Genomic DNA, 18,434 nt, shown 5'->3' on the forward strand with positions numbered 1-18,434 from the left:
AGCGGCCACAGCCGTGAGCACTCGCGACGGTCAAACGGAAAAGCTGAAGGCTTCCTCTGGAAAGCGGCTTTTCTGATTGACCGGCACGGCGGCCGATTCAAAGTGCCAGTACCAAGGCCCTCTGTGTGCCGGACTCGGAAGGGGAAGTGTCCAGTCAGAACGCAGGGGAAGCGATGGAAAGGATAGACACAGTGTCCCGCTGCAGAGCACGCCGCAACAAGCTGCTTGACTGGCTGAAATAAAGTGGTGTACGCAAGGAAGACACCATGCTCAGAATCCACACCATTACTGACTCGAAAGCGGCGAAAGCATACTACAGCTTGACAGACTACATGATGGAAGTCGCCGGCGAGTGGCTCGGCGACGGCGCAAAGCAGCTCGGTCTGAACGGTGTCTCCCGGAAAGAAGACTTCGAGAAGCTGTGCGACAACCTCGATCCGTTCCACGGCGGTCCGCTGACCGTCGTCACCCGCGAGAATCGCCGCGTCGGCTGGGACTTCAACTTCAACTCCACCAAATCGGTCGGGCTGGTTCTGGAGCTCACCGGAGACAAGCGAATCCTCGAAGCCCACAAGGAAGCCGTCCGCTGCGCGATGGGGCACATCGAGCAGGACATGGCCACCCGCGTCCGCGTCGATGGCAAGAACGAGGACCGCATCACCGGGAACCTGATCGGCATGCAGGTCGTCCACCGCACCACCCGCCCGAACAAGGATGACCAGCTTCCCGACATGGCGCTGCACTCGCACGTCGTCGTCTTCAACGCGACCCACGATGCCGAGGAATCCCGCTGGAAGGCCGCCCAGATTGGCCAGATCAAGCACGACGCCCCGTATTACGAGGCGATTTACCACAACCGGCTGGCGGCGAACCTCCAGCAGCTCGGGTACGGCATCCGCCGGAAGGCGAAGTCGTTCGAGATTAACGGCGTGTCCGACGACCTGGTGGCGAAGTTCAGCCGCCGTACCGCCGAGGTCGAGCAGATGAAGCGGTTCATCGAGGAGAAGTACGGGGTGTCCATCGGCGACGAGGCGAAGTCGAAGCTCGGTGCCACCACCCGGATGCACAAGATCGACATCCGCTCCGACGACCTGACGGCGTACTGGGTCAGCCGACTGACTGAGAAGGAGAAGACGCAGCTCAAGGGGTTGATCGGCAAGCCTTCCTACACCTCCACGGAACTAGATGCGGTGAAATACGCCATCGGGCACATGTTCGAGCGGAACAGCGTGGTCGAGGAGCGGAAGCTGTACGAAGCGGCAATCCGGCAGGGGATCGGCTCGGTGACGCCGGAAGGCGTGCAGCGTGAAGCAAAGCGGCAGGGGTTGCTGGTGAAGGATCGGGACGCGACGACGCGCGACGTGCTAGCACAGGAAGGCCGCATCATCCAGTTCGCCCGAGATGGACGGGGAACATTCAGGTCGATGTCGCGCGCGCGGTCAACGCCGCAGTCTGCCTCGCTTCTTGAGCAGAAACAGGGCGAAATCCGCGCATTTAGCGCGCACGGTCAAAGCGGCGGTTTTCCTCAACTCTCCCCCGAACAGCAAGCTGTTTGTCGCCACGTCTGGGACTCGACCGATCAGGTGATCCTTATCCGTGGCGGGGCTGGAACGGGGAAAACGCACACGATGAAGACGGCCATCGCCGGGATCGACCGCCCGGTGACAGTTCTGGCTCCCTCGGCAGAAGCCAGCCGTGGTGTCTTGCGCCGCGACGGGTTCAAGGATGCCGACACTGTGGCAGCGTTCCTCGGCAGCGAGGATCGGCAGGCCGCGACGATGAACGGCGTCATCTGGGTGGATGAAGCCGGACTGCTCCCGATTAAAGACCTCGACCGCCTGCGGCAGATCGCAACCGACCAGCGCGCGCGGCTGGTTCTTCAGGGCGACCCGAAGCAGCACAAGAGCGTTGCCCGTCACGGGAACATCTTCCGTGTGCTTCAGGAATATGCCGGGCTGCCGGTGGCCGAGCTGCGGGACATCAAGCGGCAGCGCGGGGCGTTCAAAGCTGCGGTCGCGGCCATCGACGCCGAGGATTACCTCGCGGCCCACGACATGCTGACCGAGATGGGATGGATCAACCAAGTGTCGGCGTTCGACCGCAATAAACCGCTGGTCGATGACTACCTCGCCGGGTTGCGGGCGGGCAAGGACATGTTGGTCGTCGCTCCGACGCACGCAGAAGGGGACGAGATTACCGACGAGATTCGGACGCGGCTGAAGGCAACGGGCACGATCAAGGAAGAAGAGCGGGCGTTCGACATCCTCGTGCCGCTGGGCTGGACGGAAGCCGAGCGTGCCGATCCGTCCCGGTACACGGGCGAAGAGGTGGTGCGGTTCTTCCAGAACTCCGGCAAGCACAAGAACGGCGATACCGTCGATGCGGCGGACTTCTCGCCGCTGAACGAGCGGCCCACGCACTTCGCGGTTTACGGCAAAGGGCAGGCGTCCTTCGCGGCGGGCGATCTGCTGCGAACCACGGGACGGATTGAGGCTGCTGACGGCACGCGGATCGACAACGGCACGTTCCTAACCGTTGCAGGGTTCACCGAGAAGGGCCAGATCGTCGCGAAGACGGCCACGGGCCTGACGCGCACGCTCCCCGTGGACGCCGGGCACATCACCCACGGCTACGTCACCACCAGCCATTCCTCGCAGGGCAAGACGGTTGACCGCGTCCTGGTGGCGATGGGGAGCGAGTCCCGCCCGGCGATCAATGCCGAGCAGTTCTACGTCAGCGTCTCGCGCGCACGGGAGCGGGCCACGATTTACACCGATCTGGCTCCGGCAGCGATTCGGGAAGCCATCCAGCGCAGCGATGCCCGGAAATCGGCGACCGAACTGATGACGCCGAAGCCGAAACCGAAGTACCGAGACAAGGCCCGGAAGCTCGTGAAGCGGGTACGCGATACCTACCGCTACCTCCGCGAGCAGACTGTCGAAGCACTCACCCAAACTGTAAAACAGAAGGAGATTCAGCATGCGAGATAACGACCCGATCGGAAGGTTCGCCCCGAAAACCAGCGGCGAGCCAGAAACCCTCGACGGAGGCGAAGCGTTCGTTTCGCTGGGGAAGTGCGGGATCATCTGCCCGAAGGGTGCAAAGGCGCTCGACATCGAGCGAGCCGGTAACCCGGTCGTCAGCTTCCAGTACGTTTACCTGAGCGTCAGGTCCGTGTTCACGCCGACGGAGTTCAAGGTCGTATTCGTCGGGATGGAGAGCTGGGCAGTCACGGTTGTGGGCCGAAACCTGCGGCGACTGTTCGACCGATTGAACGATCACTGCCTGCGGAAGCTGGTTCAGACCGACCGCGACTTCGGGGACGATAAAGACCCCGTCGTGACGAAAATCGAGGTCGAGAACGTGACGCCGAAGGAAAAAGGCTAGCGAATCGAGGAAAGCATGATCGTCGAATGGAAGACCTTCCAGCCGCTTGTCAAGAACGCCCTTAGAGACCTCGACACTTGTGATCGCGGCCTCTTGACAATTCACGTCAATGAACGCGCAGTCACGCACAAGCTGGGCGAGTATCTGCGGTCATATATCGACCCACTCTTCGGCGAGACAACTAAGAAGGCACCGTACATTTCCGTCGATTGTGAATACAACCGACTCGACGAAGAGAAGGACGCCAAGCAACTTCCGTGGAACCATGACGTGTCGGTCAAAGATGGCGGACTTTACTATACGCCAAACCCGGATGTTGCCGTACATCACAGAGGCGACCAGAAGGCGAACCTGCTGGTGATCGAGGTGAAGACGCACTACTTCGACAAGCCAACTCAGATTCTCATCGACAAGATGAAGCTGACTGGGTATCTCCGAACGCCGACATACTACCAGAGCGGCTTGTTTCTCAAGCTCGGAGTGGACGCTGGGGGCATCGTGCTTACCGAAGCCAAGCTGGTGACCAAGGAAAGCATTGCGGCTGGCGACGCAGGCGCACAAAGCCACCTGTGGGAGATTGGCCGAATCAAGCTGACCAATCAGAGTTCAAAAAGCAAACGTCCGGGGTTTATCGACCCTGACGAGGAGCTTCACGAATGGGCGAAGGGGACGCAGCCGGAATTTGAAGCTGCATTTGGCTTCAGGCCAGTTCATGATGAGTTGAAGTGGAAATAAGAGGCAGTCTTTGCGATCACGGCTTGCCATCCAACTTGGTGAGGACATTCGCCGCCGACTCCAACGCACCGATCAATGTCGATTTCGTCATGGTCTCGCCCGACAGGACTTTAACGCACTTCAGCAGTGCGTTTCGCAACTCCTCGGCGTGGCAGGCGTCGAGAACCGGCTTCACCCGTGCGCAGAGTTCGGCCTGTTGGTATCGAAGCAGGTCGTCGTACTCGAAGCCGGTGGTTCCGGGAGCGAGCTTGCGGGCGACGATTTCGACCAGCGGTGTGTGGGCGGCGGTCATGGCTTGATCGCTCCGAATCGAATCGTCGCGCCTTTGCCCAGCCGAACAACGCCACTGTCCTTGTCCTCAATGGGCCTGATGGCCTTGCTGATCGCGTCGGTCTGTTTGCGGTAATCACCGGACAGTGCTTCTATCGAATCCCATAGGGGTACGAGCGCTGCCCAGTAGCGGTTGACCTCGGCCATTTTGGGCAATAGGGGACGCAACTCGGGAGCGGCATCCAACAAACCTGCACACCTACCGAAATCCCCTGCGTCGTGCGGATAGCTACCGTCGCACTCGTTGCCAGTCAAGTGAGCAGCCATGCACTTCGATGATGCGCCGGTATGGCCGGTCAGTGCCCACTTCAACACATTTGCCTCTATACTCATCACTCCTCCTTCTGCCCGTTCGGGCGGTTGCTTTTTCGTTTGCGGCACGCTCTCTGACGGCACTTGTCAGAGCAATATGTCTTCCAGCAGGTGAACCAGACAGCAATCGTCTTTCCGCACTCCTTGCAGGTTTTTTCCTTTAGCTTTGATCCACAGCGAGAGCATTTCATCTGTCACGAGGTAGCACGGTACCGTGTGACATGTCCAGCACTTTGTTTGCTTGCGCATCTCTCAAATCTCTGTCACTCCTGTTCGCGTTTCGCCCCAAAGCGTTCCGCGTATCGAGGAGGTTTCTCGTGTCTCGCGTCATTCGTCCGCTGCTCGTCGCTGGCAACGACAAGCTTTCGGCAGGTGTGTTCCATTTCGACATCCCCGCTGTCCTGACCTGTCCCGGTCGCTCGAAGCTCTGCGTAAGCAGGTGCTACGCTCGACGGGGCCGGTTCGCATTCCCGCAGGTGCAAGAGCGCCTCGCGTGGAATTACGCCCAGTCCAAGCGGGCTGACTTCGTGGAGCTGATGGCCGACGAACTGTATCGGAAGGGCATCCTGCTCTGTCGGTGGCACGTCGCTGGCGACATCTACAGCCCGACCTACGCCCGCAAGATGCTCGAAGTGATCGGCAGGTCGCCGCACTGCACGTTCTGGTTTTACACCCGGAGCTGGCGTGTCCCGACGATCTTCCCGCTCATCCGGGCAATCGCCGTGATGCCGAACGTCAGGGTGTGGCTGTCGGGTGACTCGGAAACGGGTTATCCGCCGGAAGTGCCTGACGGTTGTCGGGTGGCGTGGATGCAGACTGAGGTGGGGGAGGATACGGAGAATGCCGACCTGGTGTTCCTCGACCGACCGCTCCGCAGGCTGGCTCTGCCGCTGCTCGACAAGGTGTGCCCGACTGAAACGCCTCTCGGCAAGGAACGTGGCACGAGCTGCGCGACGTGCCGTTTGTGCTGGACTGGGTAAAAGAAAGCCCCCGAAACACCGCAAGGTGCCGGGGGCTTTTCGTTTCTGGTTACAGCGTCGGGTTAATCCGGAATGCGGCCACTCTCAGCGGCTTGCTCACGTCGCTGTTTCACCTGCTCGGCGTACCCGACTGGATCAGCGGAATGCTCGCGTAAGGCCTCGGCCAGTTTCTCGACACGGCGTTCAGCGTCAAGACGGATGGCTACAGGACGGCTCGGCGGCACCTGATCGACGTACTCGCCCTCGCGGACGATGTGCTTGTGCCACATCTCTACATCCGCGTTCCACTTGAACCCGGTCTGCTCGCCTTCTTCGCCTTTGACGTGGCGGCGAACGATGTCCTTTTCCTCGTCGGTCAGCTTGCGGCCATTCGGGGTCTCGATACGGATGCCGATTCCTGCCTCGTTGTCGCCCTTGTCGATCAGCCTCACCGTCAGGTCACCGGCCAAGATGGACAGCGTGCCCGGAAGCTTCCTGCCGACTGATTCAGCGTGACTCGTGCGGCGTGTGGTGCTCGGGTTTGCGACGAAGCCCGACGCACGAGCTTTGGGTGCGTGCTGGCTTGCGAATCCGTTGCTCTGCGCTTCCGGTTCCATGCGGGTCGATTCGGCGACGGCGTGGACGATCTCGCCAGCCTGTTGCTGAAGGGCGGGGTCGAACTCGGACGGGTTGAAGGTTGGTTCTTGTTCAGAGGTGGTTGGTGCTTCCGCGACAGCGGTGTCGGACTTCTTGCGTGTGCGTGCCATAGGGCGATTCCTTTCGGTCGGGTTGTGTCTGCCCCCCGACCGGAGAGCAGACCCGACGACAGGTAGCGCACTTCAAAATGGCTGTCAACTCTTGGGCTTTTGCCTGTCTCTCTCTTCCGTTTCCTTCACCGCCTTGTCGATTGCTGCAATCCTTCTCTCTCGCTCTGGGCTTGGTAGCTTCTCTGCGGCTTTGTACTCGTGCTCTGCGTCACCCCATCGGATGCCGTAAAGATCGTCGTCTATGTCGGCAGCCTGATCGGGTTCCGATGCAGGTTCTACGGGAGCCTCCGGGGGCATTGCGACGGGAACTGGCGTTGGCACTTCAGGTGGTACCTCCCTCGGGAGTTGATTCGCCATGATGCGAAGCTCCGTCACCGCGTTCACCATCTCCATCAAGGCTACGTGGTCCGGCAGTAGCTGAACGTACTGGCTGGCGTGATCCCGGAACCGGGGGAAGATGACGACCAGCTTCGCCACATCGGCTTCACCCATCTCAAGGGTGATGATGATGCTGCCCTTGGTCACGGAAATGAGGTTTGCCATCTCTTCTGACTGAACCATCATCTCAAGCAACTTGATGAAGTTGCCGATCAGCCCGGTTTCCGCAGATGCCCGGTCTGGCAAGTTGATGTGAATGCTGAGTTGGAGCGGTCTCGCAATGGGGTTTCGTTCGGGCTGAAAGATAAGCTCTGCCGCCTTTACACCAAGCACATCCGCCAGCCGCGCCACATTGTCGATCAGCACCTCTTTGCCTCGCTCGGCATTGCTCACCGTCTTTACCGACACACCGCACTTGTCGGCGAGGCTCTCGGCGGTCAACCCTTTGGCAGCGCGTAGCTGCTTCACTTTCGCACCGTCAACCCTGACCGCTCGACCTGACTCATTCATTCTCGGACACCCGCAAGTTACCTGTAGAAGACGTGCTGGATGGATGGGTTTGCCCAGCCATTCCGGGAAGAATCATCTCAGACACGAGGGAAGCCATAGCCACGAGGGACACATGACTCAGTTCGCTTCAAAACCGTTGACCTGGTTCAAAACGAACCCACAGGTTCGGAAGCTGTTCGACGAGGCCGAACTCCGGCTGCTCGGCGAATCGCTGAAGGTCCGCCAACTCCAACCCGTCGTGGCCAAGCCGGACGGCACGCTGATCGCCGGGGAACGCCGCTTCCGGGCAGCCAAGCTGGCCGGGTTGGCGACCCTCGATGTCGTCATCAGCGAGGAACCGCTGACCGACTCGCAACTCCGCATCTTCCAGCTTACGGAAAACGTCCACCGGGCCGACCTGACCGGGTTCGAGAAGTGGCAGGCCTGCGTCGAACTTCAGCAGCTCAACCCGCAGTGGATGGCGAAAGACCTCGCCCAGCACCTGCACCTCGATCCGTCGATGGTCACGCGGATTCTCTCCCCCAGCAAGTGCATCGTCCCGGCGCAGGAAGCCCTCGCGGCGGGGAAACTCGGCATCTCCGACTGCTACGCCCTGTCGAAGGTGGACGAACCGCAGCAGGCCGAACTGCTCGCCATGAAGCTGAACGGCGCGAGCCGGGACGCCATCGAGCAGCAGGGGCGGAAGCGCCGGGCTTCGACGGCTCCGGCGGTGCGATTGTCGCGGGTGCGGATTTCCCTGCCGGAAGTGTCCATCGTGGTCACGGGTGACGGCATCTCGCTGGATGAGGTGATCGACGCGCTGGCGGAGGCGGGGAAGGAAGCGAAGAAGGCCCGCGAGCAGTCGCTCGACGTGAAGACGTGGGAAAACGTGATGCGTGATCGGGCAAAGGCGAAGACGCCGGAGTAAAGCTGCGGCGGTGTGGGATTTGAACCCACGTCTGGTAGCTACCCAGCGCATACGAACGGCCTTCGACCTCTCAGCCAACCGCCGCAGCCCCTAACCAGTGCCACAACAAGGAACCACTGTCAACATGCAAGACATTATCTACCTGCTGATCTGCTTCGGTGGGGTGTTCCTGCTCACGCAGGTCTTCGGCAAGAAACGCAACGCTGTCGTGAGGACGGCGGGCGGCATCCTCGACCGGGTGTTGATCTGGTGGTCGGACAAAGACCCGCTGACCGTCCGAGACCTGCTCAACGGCGGCATCGCCATCTTCGGGCGCACCGGATCGGGCAAGACGAGTTCATCGGGGAAATGCCTCGCACGTGGGATCGTCGGCCTTCCGGGGACGGGCGGGTTGATCCTCGCGGCCAAGCCGGAGGACATCGACGACTGGAAGGCAATCTTCGCCGAAGCCGGGCGGTCGCGTGATCTGCTGGTGTTCGGCGGCACTGACCTGCGGTGCAACTTCCTCGACTACATCCGCCAGATGGGCTGGGACGCCCGCGAGATGGCCAAGATGCTGATGGTCATCGGGGAGGGTTTGAACTCGAACGACTCGAAGGGCGGCGAGGACAGCGACTTCTGGGAGAAGCAGCAGTTCCGCATGATCTACTTCGCCTGCCTGACGGTGCAACTCGCCTACGGGAAGGTGTCGGCGACCAACCTCCAGAAGTTCGTATCGGGTGCGGCGCGCACTGCCGCGCAGGTGGGTGACGCGGCGTGGAGCAAGACGTTCCACCCGGAGACGATCCGCCTCGCTCTGAACAACGTGAAGACGCAGCGCGACAAGCACGACCTCGAACAGGCGACCGAGTACAACCTTCGCGAGCTTCCGGCGCTGGCAGACCGCACGCGATCCAGCATCGAGACGGGCGTCTTCGGCATCCTGCACGTCTACTGCACCGGGGCGGTTCACGATCTGGTCAGCACGACGACGAATTGCAGCCCGGATGACACGCTGCGGGGCAAGTTCATCCTCGTCAACCTCGCGCCGTCCGACACGGGCGACCTTGGCCTCTTCGTCGGCGGCGGGTTCAAGTACCTGACGCAGCGGCTCATCCTGAAGCGGAAGGCGGAGGGGAACGACCCGCCGCACGTCATCTGGGCGGACGAAGCCCAAACCCGCGTGACGAGTTACGACTCCCATTACCTCGCCCAGTGTCGCAGCCATCGCGGCTGCATGATCTACCTGAGCCAATCCATCCACTCCTACTACTCCGCGCTCGGCGGCGAGAAGGGCAAGCATCAGGCCGACGCGCTGCTCACTAACTTCGCGGCGGGGAAAGTGTTCCACGCCCTCGGCGATGTCCAGACGGCCGAATGGGCGGCGGGGATGATCGGCAAGTCGCTCCAGACCTTCGTCGGCGGCTCGATGGCTCCGCAAGAGGAGCCGTGGGGCGAGTTGATGGGCAACAGCAAGTACACGGGCAGCTACAGCCAGCACTACGAGCAGATTCTGCAACCCAACACGTTCCTCAACGGCCTGCGGACGGGCGGCGAAGAAAACGGGCTGATCTGCGACTGCATCGTGATCCGGTCGGGAAAGGCGTTCGCATCAGGTGACAACTGGCTCCTGACTTACTTCAGCCAGAAGTGAGGTGCGCCGTGGTCAACGAATCCCTGATGCATGACGTGGCTTGGGCAACGGCGGTTCACATCGTCGAAGTGTTCGCTCCCAGTCTTCGGGACGAGGAGAAGCGTGAAGCGTTCGTCGAGGTCTACGCCCGAGTGAAGGCAGGCCTCCAGTGTTACGAGACTCAAGCTGCTCGGCGTGAGCAGCGTTTGCGACCAAGTTCCAACTAACCAGAGGGCAACATGCAACAGCCACAAGAGCAAGACAAGATCAGCATGAAGGGGACGTTCAACTTCATCCAGCTTCTCATGAAGTCGCACGCGGCGGCTGTCAGCGTCCCGCTGCGGACGAACTACGGGTCGGAGGGGATCGGTGTCGCCGGGCTGGGGGCGATGTTTTTGATCACCGCGTGGGGCAGCTACACGGGTGACGGACTGATGTTCTTCTACCTCGCGGGGTTCATTGTCGCGCTCGTCGCCCAACGCATGAGGACGTTCAGCAACTACCGGAAGGGCATCTACGTCCACACCTACTACGACGGGTATCCGTGGCTCGCCTTCAAGCTGTTCCCGCGAATCAAGAAAGAGAGCAACGCCAAAGCTTGTGAGGCGTTCATGTGCCTCGCGCTGGGTGGCTTGCTGGTGAACGTTGGCGTCGTGTCCGTCGGCATTTTCCTGATGGCCGGTTTCATCTCGATCATGGCGACCGAGGGCTTCAAGGTCGAACTGACGAAGAAGCGGGTCCGGGCCATGCGGGATGCCCAGATCGAGCAGGAGTATCTGGCGGAGGAGCTTCGCCAGCATGATCGGAGAGGCTTGTAACCGGAGGATTCCATGTCGGAGGAGCAACAGCCAAGCATCTTGCAGCAGTTCGCTGCAAAGCGGGCGGAATGGGCAGCCGAGCAACCGTCGCTCGGTGCCGAGCTGAAGGCAATGGCGCGGGAAGCGGTGAAGGACGTCCGGCAAACGCTGAACGAGTCCTACTTCGGGCAGGGGGAACACGCCCCTGAGATGGGAACACCGCTCAACCCGACGCCTTACGAAACGACGCAAGACCGTGAGGCGTCTCACGGCAGCTTTCAAGACCTGCTCCAAAACTACTCGGCACGTGGCCGGGGAGCCGAGGAGCAAAACAAGGAGATGGACCGATGAGCGACGAAAACAAGATGGTGGAAGCGTGGATCAAGTTCAACTGCGCTGGCTGCCAGCGTCCGATCCGGGTGGAGGACGACATGGGCGGGCTGGAATTCCCCTGCCGGAAGTGTGGCGTGGTGATGGTGATCCCGGAAAAGAGCGGGATGACGCCGGAGATCGTCTCGGAAGCGCCGACCCCGAAGAAGAAGACCGTCTCGATGTCGATGTCCATGCCGCGCGGCCTCGGTGCCATGAAGACCGAAGTCTCGCAGAAGACCGCCGACTCGATGGCCTCGACGTTCCTCGGCGGCCTGCTCGCGGTGGTCGGCGCGATCATCATGGGCATGTTCATGCGACGCGGTGGTCGTGCCTGAACAACCACGGGGCAAGGATGCCCCTTTTCTGGAGCAACCGATGTTTATCTTCGTGTTCGCGTTCTTGGTGACGACGGCGTTTTACGGTTTCCTCGCATGGCTCGGCATGAAGCGGCTCGTCAGGCACATGCAGGGCAGCGACGAGGCGTTGAAGGCCATCGTGCAGCACGTCCTGGTGCCGGTCTTCGGCGAGGGTATCGCGGCCGAGGTTGCCGCCCGAACGGAGGAGAAGCCCGAACCGCCGAAGAAGGAGGTGTTCTAACCGTGAAGAGCTACCTCTCTGTCAAACAGGTGGTGCAGCGGCTCAACGGGGCAATCTCGGTCAAGCTGGTTTACAAACTCGCCGCTCGTGGATTACTCCGGTCGAACCGCGCCACGGGCAAGCTGCTGATCGAGGAAGACAGCCTGGTCGAGTTGATGGAAGGGAGTGCGAGAGCGCCGCCTCCGCCAGAGGAACCGTCGCCGCCGGTCAGGAAGCGGGGCAGGCCGAGGGGCGAGCCAGTCAAACTCGATCTCTGGTGAACCAGAAGGAGGTGAAAGATGCCTGAGAAACCCCGAAGAATCGACTGGCGTGGCGCTGACCTGCGTGGAACGAACTTGCAAGGCATCGATCTGGAAGGTGCTGACCTTCGGGCAGTCGATCTTCGAGCGGTCAACATGTCTGGGGCGAACCTCCGGTATGCCGACCTTCGCGGTGCCAACATCGAGCAGGCGAACTTCCAGCGAGCCAATCTGTATGGAGCCAAGATGCAAGGCGTCGAGGCAAAGCAGGCCGACTTTCGTGGGGCCGACCTGCGACAGGCAAACCTCGGAGGTGCGTATTTGGATGGCGCGCTGATGCCGACGCCTGTTGCCGAGAACAGGGATTTCGAGAAACTTTTGGAGGGGTACGCCAAGGCAGGAGCGCCAGAGCAAGAGAAAGACAAATCCAGATAGTCCAACAGGGCCGTGGCAAGGATGCTGCGGCCTTTTCTGTTGCGCGAGCATTTCGGCCGTGCTACGTCTCGAATTCTATGCCAGCGATCATTTCATTCCCCCACATAGCTCTTTACCGCAGCAGATGCAGGTCGCTGGCGCTTCATTGCGTCTGCTGCGCTAAGGGGCTGGATAGAGAGGTGACATGAACAAATCCACCGTGACCGTGTGCTCGGCTTGTTTACAGGCCACGTGCTGGCAGGGCATTTTCTACTGCAACGACTACAAGACTGCCGGGACGGTCGAGAAGACGCGGGATGAACTGAGAGTCCTTGCTCTTGAACACCCGACCTACTGGGGAGAAGCCGCCGCGACCGAACAGCCGGTTGAGTTAATATTAAAAGACAACATGCACGAATTGGCGTTAAATGCCGAAAAAATCTATGCTGATGCTGTTAAAGAAAATATGCAGCCGGTTGAGTGGGCTTCCATAATTGCTGAATTACAAGCCAACGCGAAAGAAGCGGACTCGAATCCCGTTTTGTATCGAGACGGGTGGGAATGCGGGATTCAGTGCGCCATACATATTATTCGTCGCCATGTGGCTGATGCACCCAAGCGGGAAGCCGCGCAGCCCGAATACGCAGAGAAAGATGTACTCCCTATTATCCAAGAAATGTTGCGGCTTAATTACTTTCTTCAGCAATGTAGCCATGCTTGGACTGTAGTTCACAAGTGTATCGGGATGTTGCGCGATTTACGCCCAACGAAGCGGGAAGTCGTTGACTTGGAGGAAACCGCGAAATTGATATTCCCGGCGTGGAACAGGATGACCAAGGACGAACAGGAATATCGCCTTTTCATTCTTAAATGCGCCGCGTACCGCTGGGAACTTAAAACCACTGAAATAGAGGGTGGTCAATGACGCCATCCAACGATAACCGCACTGTAATTTACCGCATTCGCAGAAAGGAGGATGGCCTTTTCCTTTCTACTGCTCCGTCAAAGCTACCGGGTGGAAATCACCATTGGGACACCACCGGATGTTTTTGGCGAAAGCAGGAAACTATCATTGAGCATCTTATTACGCTTTGCCAATTCAGGGTTTATTGCGGCGAGGGGAAAATTTACAGAAGCAGTAGAAAGACCAAGGCTCGACAGCACCCATTTTTTACGGTGTACGCGTGGGATGTTCCCCATAGGGTGGTTTCAACAAATTACGAGTGGATGGATAAATACGAAGTGGTTGGCACAGATATTTCTGTGCATGGTGACAAGATAATGGAGGCTAGGGAATTTGCCTCTTTATTGAATGACATTTCACCCACTCAATCCATAGACAAGCAGTCATGACCGCCCTCGCCCAGATTGCCCTTGAGTTCTGCCGTGAGTGCATGGGGTGGGATGCCAAGCCGTCCACAATGTATGCGGACTCCCTGATGGTTCTCCGCGAGGGTGAACGCCAAACGTGGCGTTACGCAGACCTGAACGCCGTCATGGAAGCGGTGGGGGGATGGTGCGACGAAACAGAAAGTTCGCTACGCATCGGATACGGATATGGCCGTTTTTTCAAGGGCGAGTGGGATGTCACTATCGACACCTCTGTGGGAGGTGCAACATACGTCAACCGTTCCCCCTGCCACGCGCTTCTCGCAGCCTGTGTCGAGGCTAACCGCGAGCGGCAGGCGGTTCATCGAGAAACATCTTGAACATGTCTCGCCGCTCCTCCTCCGAGTGCAGCGGGTAGGAAATCAGGTGATCCCAAGCGGGTTCAACCGTCTGCGACCAGAACCTTGAGCCAATCGGACGGCAGTCGATCTCCACCGCGACCGAGTTCAGGTCAAGCTTGTAGCACTCCGCGTAGGAAGAGTGGCTGGCGCTCGGGAACGAATTCTTGAATTCCGTGTTGTACTGCGGCTGGAAGTACCGGATCAGAGCCGCCTCGCAGTAGTTGATGCGCTGCGCCTCGGTGATCCGCGTGCCGAGTACGTTCCACATGTGGGACAAGTCTTCCTTCTGCTCCTCTTCGTTTACCTCCACGCGGCCATCGAAGCTGGCGATCAGCCACTCGCCGAAGCTGAACAGGACGATCCAAATCTGCATGTCGGGCGACCGCTGAATCGCCTCTGCCAAAATCTTCTGGAGGGTTTCGTGGCTGGTCAGCCGCTGCGGCGCGGTTCGGCTTCCGTCTTTCCCGTAAGCTTGCCCGACGTAGAGAATCTCCAGATCCACCAGTTCGGGGTAAACACTTCCGACCCCGGCCTTCATCAGATATTGGATGACAGGCCCCTCCAACGCCACCTCGCCCTTGGCGTCGATGAACCGGAAATCCGAATACGGGTACTCGCATTCGCACTTGACCACCGGGTCAGCCGGGTAATTCTTCACCTCGAAGTCGTACTGCTGGGGCTTCCCCCGCCGCTGGGCGATGACAGTGCCGCGAATCGCTTCGGGCGTGACTACGATGGAGTCAGGATCGAAGGCAACGCGAGGGCGGCGAGCGATCCCGTAGATGTGGCTCTGGTACGGAGGACGGAAGTAGTCCGCCGGGAGATGCTCCAGATACGTCGGCAGCATGACCAGCACCTGCTTGGCCTGCATGTTCACGGCGAACTCGGAGAGATACTTCCTGACCGTCATTGCCAACCTCGCTGTTGCTCAGACTTCGGCGATTGTCACGGCGCTCACGATCCGGTGGAACGCCACGAGCTTCTCGTGCAGCTTGACCGCGTCCCGCTGGCCTCACCCGCTCGCGCCCTGACTCACCGGCGCAGGTGCGTGGTGCTTCGCCATGAACGCGAGGAACTGTTCGTGCAGCCGGTCAATGTTCGGGTGGCCGTAGCGACGCTCGATCATCTTCACCGATGTGCCGTAGAGCTGCGACGCGATGTAAATGTCGCCACCCTCTTCGACCCACTTCGACATCGCCGAGTGCCGGAAATTGTACGGCTTGACCTGCTTCGGGTCGATTTTGTGCTCTTCGAGGTAAGCGACGATCTTCGGTCGTTTCAGCAGCCACTGCCACTTGTTGGTCACGTTCGTCTGCACCCACTTCGCCTTCCGGAACGTGCGGTAGATCGGCCCCTCGGGGAACTGCTTGACGCACTCCTCGGTGTAGGCCTGTGCTTCGGGCGTCAGGTAGATGATCCGGTCCCGTTGGGTCTTCGTGGCCGTCTTGTGGACGTACCCCTTCGTCGCGTTCCACCGGAACACGAGCCGCCCGTTCTGGTAGTTGTGGGCCTCGGCGTTCCGCAGTTCGATGGGTCGCGCTCCCGTGATCCGCAGCAGCCAGAGGAACTTCCCAAACGTCTCGCAGAACCCGGAGTTCTTCAGGTGGACAGCGGGAGCACCCGTGCGGTTCTTGCGGTTGTAGGTCGCCCTGACGAAGCACTCGCCGATGAGCAGGTCCATCAGCTCCTCCGGCAGCCGGGCTTCCCGCCCCCGCAGGATGGGCTGGTGCCGCTCGATCTTCCCGGAGAGCGGGTCGTTGACGATGAACCCCTTCCGCTTCGCCCATGTCATCGCCCCGAGGATGAGCGCGATGGCGTGGGCCTTCGTGGTCGAGTTCCACGTCTCCTGCTCGTTGAGCCACTGGTCGAAGTCGTAGGGCTTCAGCTCGGCCACCTTCTTCTTGCCGAACTTGACGGCGAACCTCCGGGCCATGACCTCGAACACACCGGGGGCACCGCTCTTCCGGGTGGTCTTCAGGTGGGCGCGGTACTGGTTAAGTAAAGCCGAAACCAGATAATCATCTGTGCCCTTGCGGTCGTCCTGGGCGACCAACTTTCGGAAGCGGTCGAGCGCGGCGAGGTACGTCGGCCCAGCCGGTGCGTCATCGGGACCGCGGGCGAGGAAGTGCTGATCTCCCGCGATGGAGCAGCCGTAGGCCTTCTTGGACTTCCAGTAACGGACAGAAGGTTTCGGACCTGGCTTCATCGTGGTATCCTGAAAGAGCCGGAATTCACTGGGAAAGCAGCGATTTCCTGAGCTTCATTATACCGTGATCGCCCCGAACTCGTGACGCAACTCGTGACAAATAACCCGCAAGTCACGGCTGGGTAAGGAGATAGAAATAAGATGAACTACATCGACCCGCACATCCACATGATCTCTCGCACCACTGATGACTATCAGCGGATGGCCTACGCCGGGTGCGCGGCGATCAGCGAACCGGCCTTCTGGGCTGGGTTCGACCGCAGAACGGCCGAGGGGTTCCGCGACTACTTCGTCCACCTCACGCACGTCGAACCGAAACGGGCGGCGCAGTTCCACATCCGCCACTACTCGTGGCTCTGCATCAACGCCAAGGAGGCCGAGAACGTCAGCCTGTCGCGGGAAGTCATCGCGATGATCCCGGAGTTTCTGAAGTCGCCATACGTCCTCGGCATTGGCGAGATCGGCCTGAACAAGAACACGGCGAACGAGGCGACGGTCTTTCAGGAGCACCTCGACTTGGCTGCGAAGACGAACGAGTTGATCCTCATTCACACGCCGCACTTGGAGGACAAGTACAAGGGCACGCGGATGATCGTGGACATGTTGAAGAACGACCGCCGGGTGCAACCGCACCGCGTTTGCGTGGACCACGTCGAGGAGCACACGGTTCGCCTCGCCCTGGACAACGGCTTCTGGTGCGGCATGACGCTCTACCCGACCACGAAGTGTACGCCGGCACGCGCGGTGGACATTCTTGAGATGGTCGGCACTGATCGCATCATGGTCAATTCCGCCGGCGACTGGGGTAAGTCCGACCCGCTGTCCGTGCCGGAGTTGATTCAAGAGATGAAACGCCGCGGCCACCCGGAAGCGGCCATCAAGAAAGTCGTGTACGACAACCCCCTCGAATTCTGGCGGCAGTCCAATAACTGGCGGGAGTGGCCAACGCAGTGAACTTCTTGGCCCTCGAAACGTCGTGCGACGAAACATCCGCGGCGGTCTTCACGGACGAGCCGCGCATTCTGTCGAACGTCGTCGCGTCGCAGAACGACCTGCACGCCCGGTTCGGCGGCGTCGTGCCGGAGATCGCGTCACGGGCGCACCTTCGCAACATCCTGCCGGTGATCGACGAGGCCCTCGCCAAAGCCAACGTCTCCCTCGCCGGCATCGGCTGCGTTGCGGTCCACAACACGCCGGGGTTGGTCGGGGCGTTGCTGATCGGCGTGTCCGCGGCGAAGGCACTTGCCGGGACGCTCGGCGTGCCGCTAATCGCGGTGAACCACGTCCACAGCCACATCTACGCCTGTCGGCTGGCGGCCGGGCGGGACATTTTCCCGTGCGTCGGTCTGGTCGTCAGCGGCGGGCACACCTCGCTTTTCCGGTGCGACAGTGCGTTGTCACTCACCCTACTCGGGGGGACGCGCGACGATGCCGCGGGCGAGGCGTTCGACAAAGTCGCCGCGATCCTGGGCCTCGGCTTCCCCGGCGGGCCGGCGGTGGAACGCGAAGCGGCGGGAGGGAATCCGAAAGCGTTCGCGTTCCCGCGGGCGTTCCAACACGACACGCGATTGGAATTCAGCTTCAGCGGGTTGAAGACGGCCGTGCTGTACGCCTGCCACGGGCAGAACGTCGCGAAGGCCACCCCCCCGCCGGCCGGCCAAACGCGGCAAGACCTCGCCGCGAGCTTTCAAGCGGCAGTCGTCGATGTGCTGGTGCAGAAGTGCAAGCAAGCCCTGCGGCAAGCCGGCTTGTCGCGGCTCGCGGTCGGCGGCGGCGTGACGGCCAACACGGTGCTGCGAAGTCGGCTTCAAGAGATGTGCGATCGGGAGCGGGTCGAGTTGGTCATCCCGCCGATGAGCCTTTGCACCGACAACGCCGCGATGGCGGCTCTCGCGGTCGAGAAGTGGCGGCTCAACGAGTTCGCACCGGACGATCTCGACGCCGAGCCGAACTTCCAATGAAAAAACCGCCCGGTCATCGGGCGGTTGTTGTTACTTCTTGAGTTCTTTCTTCAACTCTTCCTGGACCTCCTTCGGCACATAAGCCAGCACGCCGAGGCGCTTTTCGAACTTGGCCCGACGCTTTTCACTCTTTTTGCGTCGCACGCTCGCGGGATTGCCCATTGTCGCTCTCCGAATGTTTGAGGGGGGATCGTTCACGCCGCTCCCGCCACCGTCTCATT

General features: G+C 60.5%; 23 protein-coding genes and 1 tRNA gene. 16 read left to right on the forward strand and 8 right to left on the reverse strand.

The features are described 5' to 3' along the window. Positions 1 to 266: 266 nt before the first annotated feature. The 3 genes from mobF to PX52LOC_RS28275 are packed head-to-tail and all read left to right on the forward strand — an operon-like array spanning position 267 to position 4,122. On the forward strand, positions 267 to 2,990 hold the full coding sequence (gene mobF / locus PX52LOC_RS28265; protein ID WP_149113226.1) for a MobF family relaxase: 2,724 nt from the start codon (positions 267 to 269) through the stop codon (positions 2,988 to 2,990). Next, positions 2,980 to 3,387, forward strand: coding sequence for a hypothetical protein (locus PX52LOC_RS28270; RefSeq protein ID WP_149113227.1), 408 nt, complete (start codon positions 2,980 to 2,982; stop codon positions 3,385 to 3,387). The genes mobF and PX52LOC_RS28270 overlap by 11 nt, the downstream gene beginning before the upstream one ends. A 15-nt stretch (positions 3,388 to 3,402) precedes the next feature. After that, complete coding sequence (locus PX52LOC_RS28275) at positions 3,403 to 4,122, forward strand: hypothetical protein (RefSeq protein ID WP_149113228.1); 720 nt, start codon at positions 3,403 to 3,405, stop codon at positions 4,120 to 4,122. Positions 4,123 to 4,138: 16 nt separating this feature from the next. On the opposite strand, the gene PX52LOC_RS28280 is transcribed toward PX52LOC_RS28275, so the two are convergent. Together PX52LOC_RS28280 and PX52LOC_RS28285 are read right to left on the reverse strand one after the other, a co-directional pair. Further along, entirely contained in the window at positions 4,139 to 4,414 is a 276-nt protein-coding gene (locus tag PX52LOC_RS28280) for a hypothetical protein (protein WP_149113229.1), read from the reverse strand. After that, a complete protein-coding gene (locus PX52LOC_RS28285) occupies positions 4,411 to 4,833 on the reverse strand; it encodes a hypothetical protein (protein WP_149113230.1) in 423 nt (140 codons plus the stop codon). The genes PX52LOC_RS28280 and PX52LOC_RS28285 overlap by 4 nt, the downstream gene beginning before the upstream one ends. A gap of 248 nt (positions 4,834 to 5,081) precedes the next feature. Between PX52LOC_RS28285 and PX52LOC_RS28290 the strand changes: the two genes are divergently transcribed. Next, a complete protein-coding gene (locus PX52LOC_RS28290; RefSeq protein ID WP_246173488.1) occupies positions 5,082 to 5,744 on the forward strand; it encodes a GP88 family protein in 663 nt (220 codons plus the stop codon). A 62-nt stretch (positions 5,745 to 5,806) separates the two neighbouring features. Here PX52LOC_RS28290 and PX52LOC_RS28295 read toward each other — a convergent pair whose 3' ends face one another. Both PX52LOC_RS28295 and PX52LOC_RS28300 read right to left on the reverse strand, forming a co-directional pair. Continuing rightward, on the reverse strand, positions 5,807 to 6,490 hold the full coding sequence (locus PX52LOC_RS28295) for a hypothetical protein (protein WP_149113231.1): 684 nt from the start codon (positions 6,488 to 6,490) through the stop codon (positions 5,807 to 5,809). An 84-nt stretch (positions 6,491 to 6,574) separates the two neighbouring features. After that, the gene (locus PX52LOC_RS28300; RefSeq protein ID WP_168219251.1) at positions 6,575 to 7,336 is read right to left on the reverse strand and encodes a helix-turn-helix domain-containing protein; all 762 of its coding nucleotides are present in this window, start codon (positions 7,334 to 7,336) and stop codon (positions 6,575 to 6,577) included. Positions 7,337 to 7,490: 154 nt separating this feature from the next. On the opposite strand from PX52LOC_RS28300, the gene PX52LOC_RS28305 reads away from it, so the two are divergent. Beyond that, a complete protein-coding gene (locus PX52LOC_RS28305) occupies positions 7,491 to 8,285 on the forward strand; it encodes a ParB/RepB/Spo0J family partition protein (protein WP_168219252.1) in 795 nt (264 codons plus the stop codon). A 3-nt stretch (positions 8,286 to 8,288) separates the two neighbouring features. On the opposite strand, the gene PX52LOC_RS28310 is transcribed toward PX52LOC_RS28305, so the two are convergent. After that, a tRNA-OTHER gene (locus PX52LOC_RS28310) sits at positions 8,289 to 8,370 on the reverse strand. Between the two features lie 39 nt (positions 8,371 to 8,409). Here PX52LOC_RS28310 and PX52LOC_RS28315 point away from each other — a divergent pair. The 9 genes from PX52LOC_RS28315 (at position 8,410) to PX52LOC_RS28355 (ending at position 13,669) form a co-directional block, all read left to right on the forward strand. After that, positions 8,410 to 9,918 (forward strand): type IV secretory system conjugative DNA transfer family protein, encoded by a 1,509-nt coding sequence (locus PX52LOC_RS28315; RefSeq protein ID WP_149113234.1) that lies wholly within the window; start codon positions 8,410 to 8,412, stop codon positions 9,916 to 9,918. Positions 9,919 to 10,136: 218 nt separating this feature from the next. Beyond that, on the forward strand, positions 10,137 to 10,715 hold the full coding sequence (locus tag PX52LOC_RS28320) for a hypothetical protein (RefSeq protein ID WP_149113235.1): 579 nt from the start codon (positions 10,137 to 10,139) through the stop codon (positions 10,713 to 10,715). Between the two features lie 12 nt (positions 10,716 to 10,727). Continuing rightward, positions 10,728 to 11,045: a hypothetical protein gene (locus tag PX52LOC_RS28325; RefSeq protein ID WP_149113236.1), complete on the forward strand. Its 318-nt coding sequence runs from the start codon at positions 10,728 to 10,730 to the stop codon at positions 11,043 to 11,045. Then, positions 11,042 to 11,401 carry a hypothetical protein gene (locus PX52LOC_RS28330; protein ID WP_149113237.1) on the forward strand — a complete coding sequence of 120 codons (360 nt, stop codon included), beginning with the start codon at positions 11,042 to 11,044 and terminating at the stop codon, positions 11,399 to 11,401. The genes PX52LOC_RS28325 and PX52LOC_RS28330 overlap by 4 nt, the downstream gene beginning before the upstream one ends. A 40-nt stretch (positions 11,402 to 11,441) precedes the next feature. After that, the gene (locus PX52LOC_RS28335; RefSeq protein ID WP_149113238.1) at positions 11,442 to 11,663 is read left to right on the forward strand and encodes a hypothetical protein; all 222 of its coding nucleotides are present in this window, start codon (positions 11,442 to 11,444) and stop codon (positions 11,661 to 11,663) included. A 2-nt stretch (positions 11,664 to 11,665) separates the two neighbouring features. After that, positions 11,666 to 11,923 (forward strand): helix-turn-helix domain-containing protein, encoded by a 258-nt coding sequence (locus PX52LOC_RS28340; protein ID WP_149113239.1) that lies wholly within the window; start codon positions 11,666 to 11,668, stop codon positions 11,921 to 11,923. An 18-nt stretch (positions 11,924 to 11,941) separates the two neighbouring features. Further along, the gene (locus PX52LOC_RS28345; protein WP_149113240.1) at positions 11,942 to 12,337 is read left to right on the forward strand and encodes a pentapeptide repeat-containing protein; all 396 of its coding nucleotides are present in this window, start codon (positions 11,942 to 11,944) and stop codon (positions 12,335 to 12,337) included. A 184-nt stretch (positions 12,338 to 12,521) separates the two neighbouring features. Then, entirely contained in the window at positions 12,522 to 13,241 is a 720-nt protein-coding gene (locus PX52LOC_RS28350; RefSeq protein ID WP_149113241.1) for a hypothetical protein, read from the forward strand. Continuing rightward, entirely contained in the window at positions 13,238 to 13,669 is a 432-nt protein-coding gene (locus PX52LOC_RS28355; RefSeq protein WP_149113242.1) for a hypothetical protein, read from the forward strand. The genes PX52LOC_RS28350 and PX52LOC_RS28355 overlap by 4 nt, the downstream gene beginning before the upstream one ends. Positions 13,670 to 13,984: 315 nt before the next feature. Here the strand turns inward: PX52LOC_RS28355 and PX52LOC_RS28360 are convergent, their stop codons facing one another. Both PX52LOC_RS28360 and PX52LOC_RS28365 read right to left on the reverse strand, forming a co-directional pair. Next, entirely contained in the window at positions 13,985 to 14,956 is a 972-nt protein-coding gene (locus tag PX52LOC_RS28360; RefSeq protein ID WP_149113243.1) for a hypothetical protein, read from the reverse strand. Between the two features lie 102 nt (positions 14,957 to 15,058). Next, positions 15,059 to 16,252: a tyrosine-type recombinase/integrase gene (locus tag PX52LOC_RS28365; RefSeq protein ID WP_149113244.1), complete on the reverse strand. Its 1,194-nt coding sequence runs from the start codon at positions 16,250 to 16,252 to the stop codon at positions 15,059 to 15,061. A 141-nt stretch (positions 16,253 to 16,393) separates the two neighbouring features. Here PX52LOC_RS28365 and PX52LOC_RS28370 point away from each other — a divergent pair, with 141 nt between their 5' ends. Together PX52LOC_RS28370 and tsaD are read left to right on the forward strand one after the other, a co-directional pair. Then, positions 16,394 to 17,206, forward strand: coding sequence for a TatD family hydrolase (locus tag PX52LOC_RS28370; protein ID WP_149113245.1), 813 nt, complete (start codon positions 16,394 to 16,396; stop codon positions 17,204 to 17,206). Then, on the forward strand, positions 17,203 to 18,213 hold the full coding sequence (gene tsaD, locus PX52LOC_RS28375; protein ID WP_149113246.1) for a tRNA (adenosine(37)-N6)-threonylcarbamoyltransferase complex transferase subunit TsaD: 1,011 nt from the start codon (positions 17,203 to 17,205) through the stop codon (positions 18,211 to 18,213). The genes PX52LOC_RS28370 and tsaD overlap by 4 nt, the downstream gene beginning before the upstream one ends. A 30-nt stretch (positions 18,214 to 18,243) precedes the next feature. Here tsaD and PX52LOC_RS43480 read toward each other — a convergent pair whose 3' ends face one another. Next, the gene (locus PX52LOC_RS43480; protein WP_261345041.1) at positions 18,244 to 18,375 is read right to left on the reverse strand and encodes a hypothetical protein; all 132 of its coding nucleotides are present in this window, start codon (positions 18,373 to 18,375) and stop codon (positions 18,244 to 18,246) included. Between the last annotated feature and the right edge of the window lie 59 nt (positions 18,376 to 18,434).

This window comes from Limnoglobus roseus, assembly GCF_008254045.1.
GTDB classification, from domain to species: Bacteria; Planctomycetota; Planctomycetia; order Gemmatales; family Gemmataceae; genus Limnoglobus; species Limnoglobus roseus.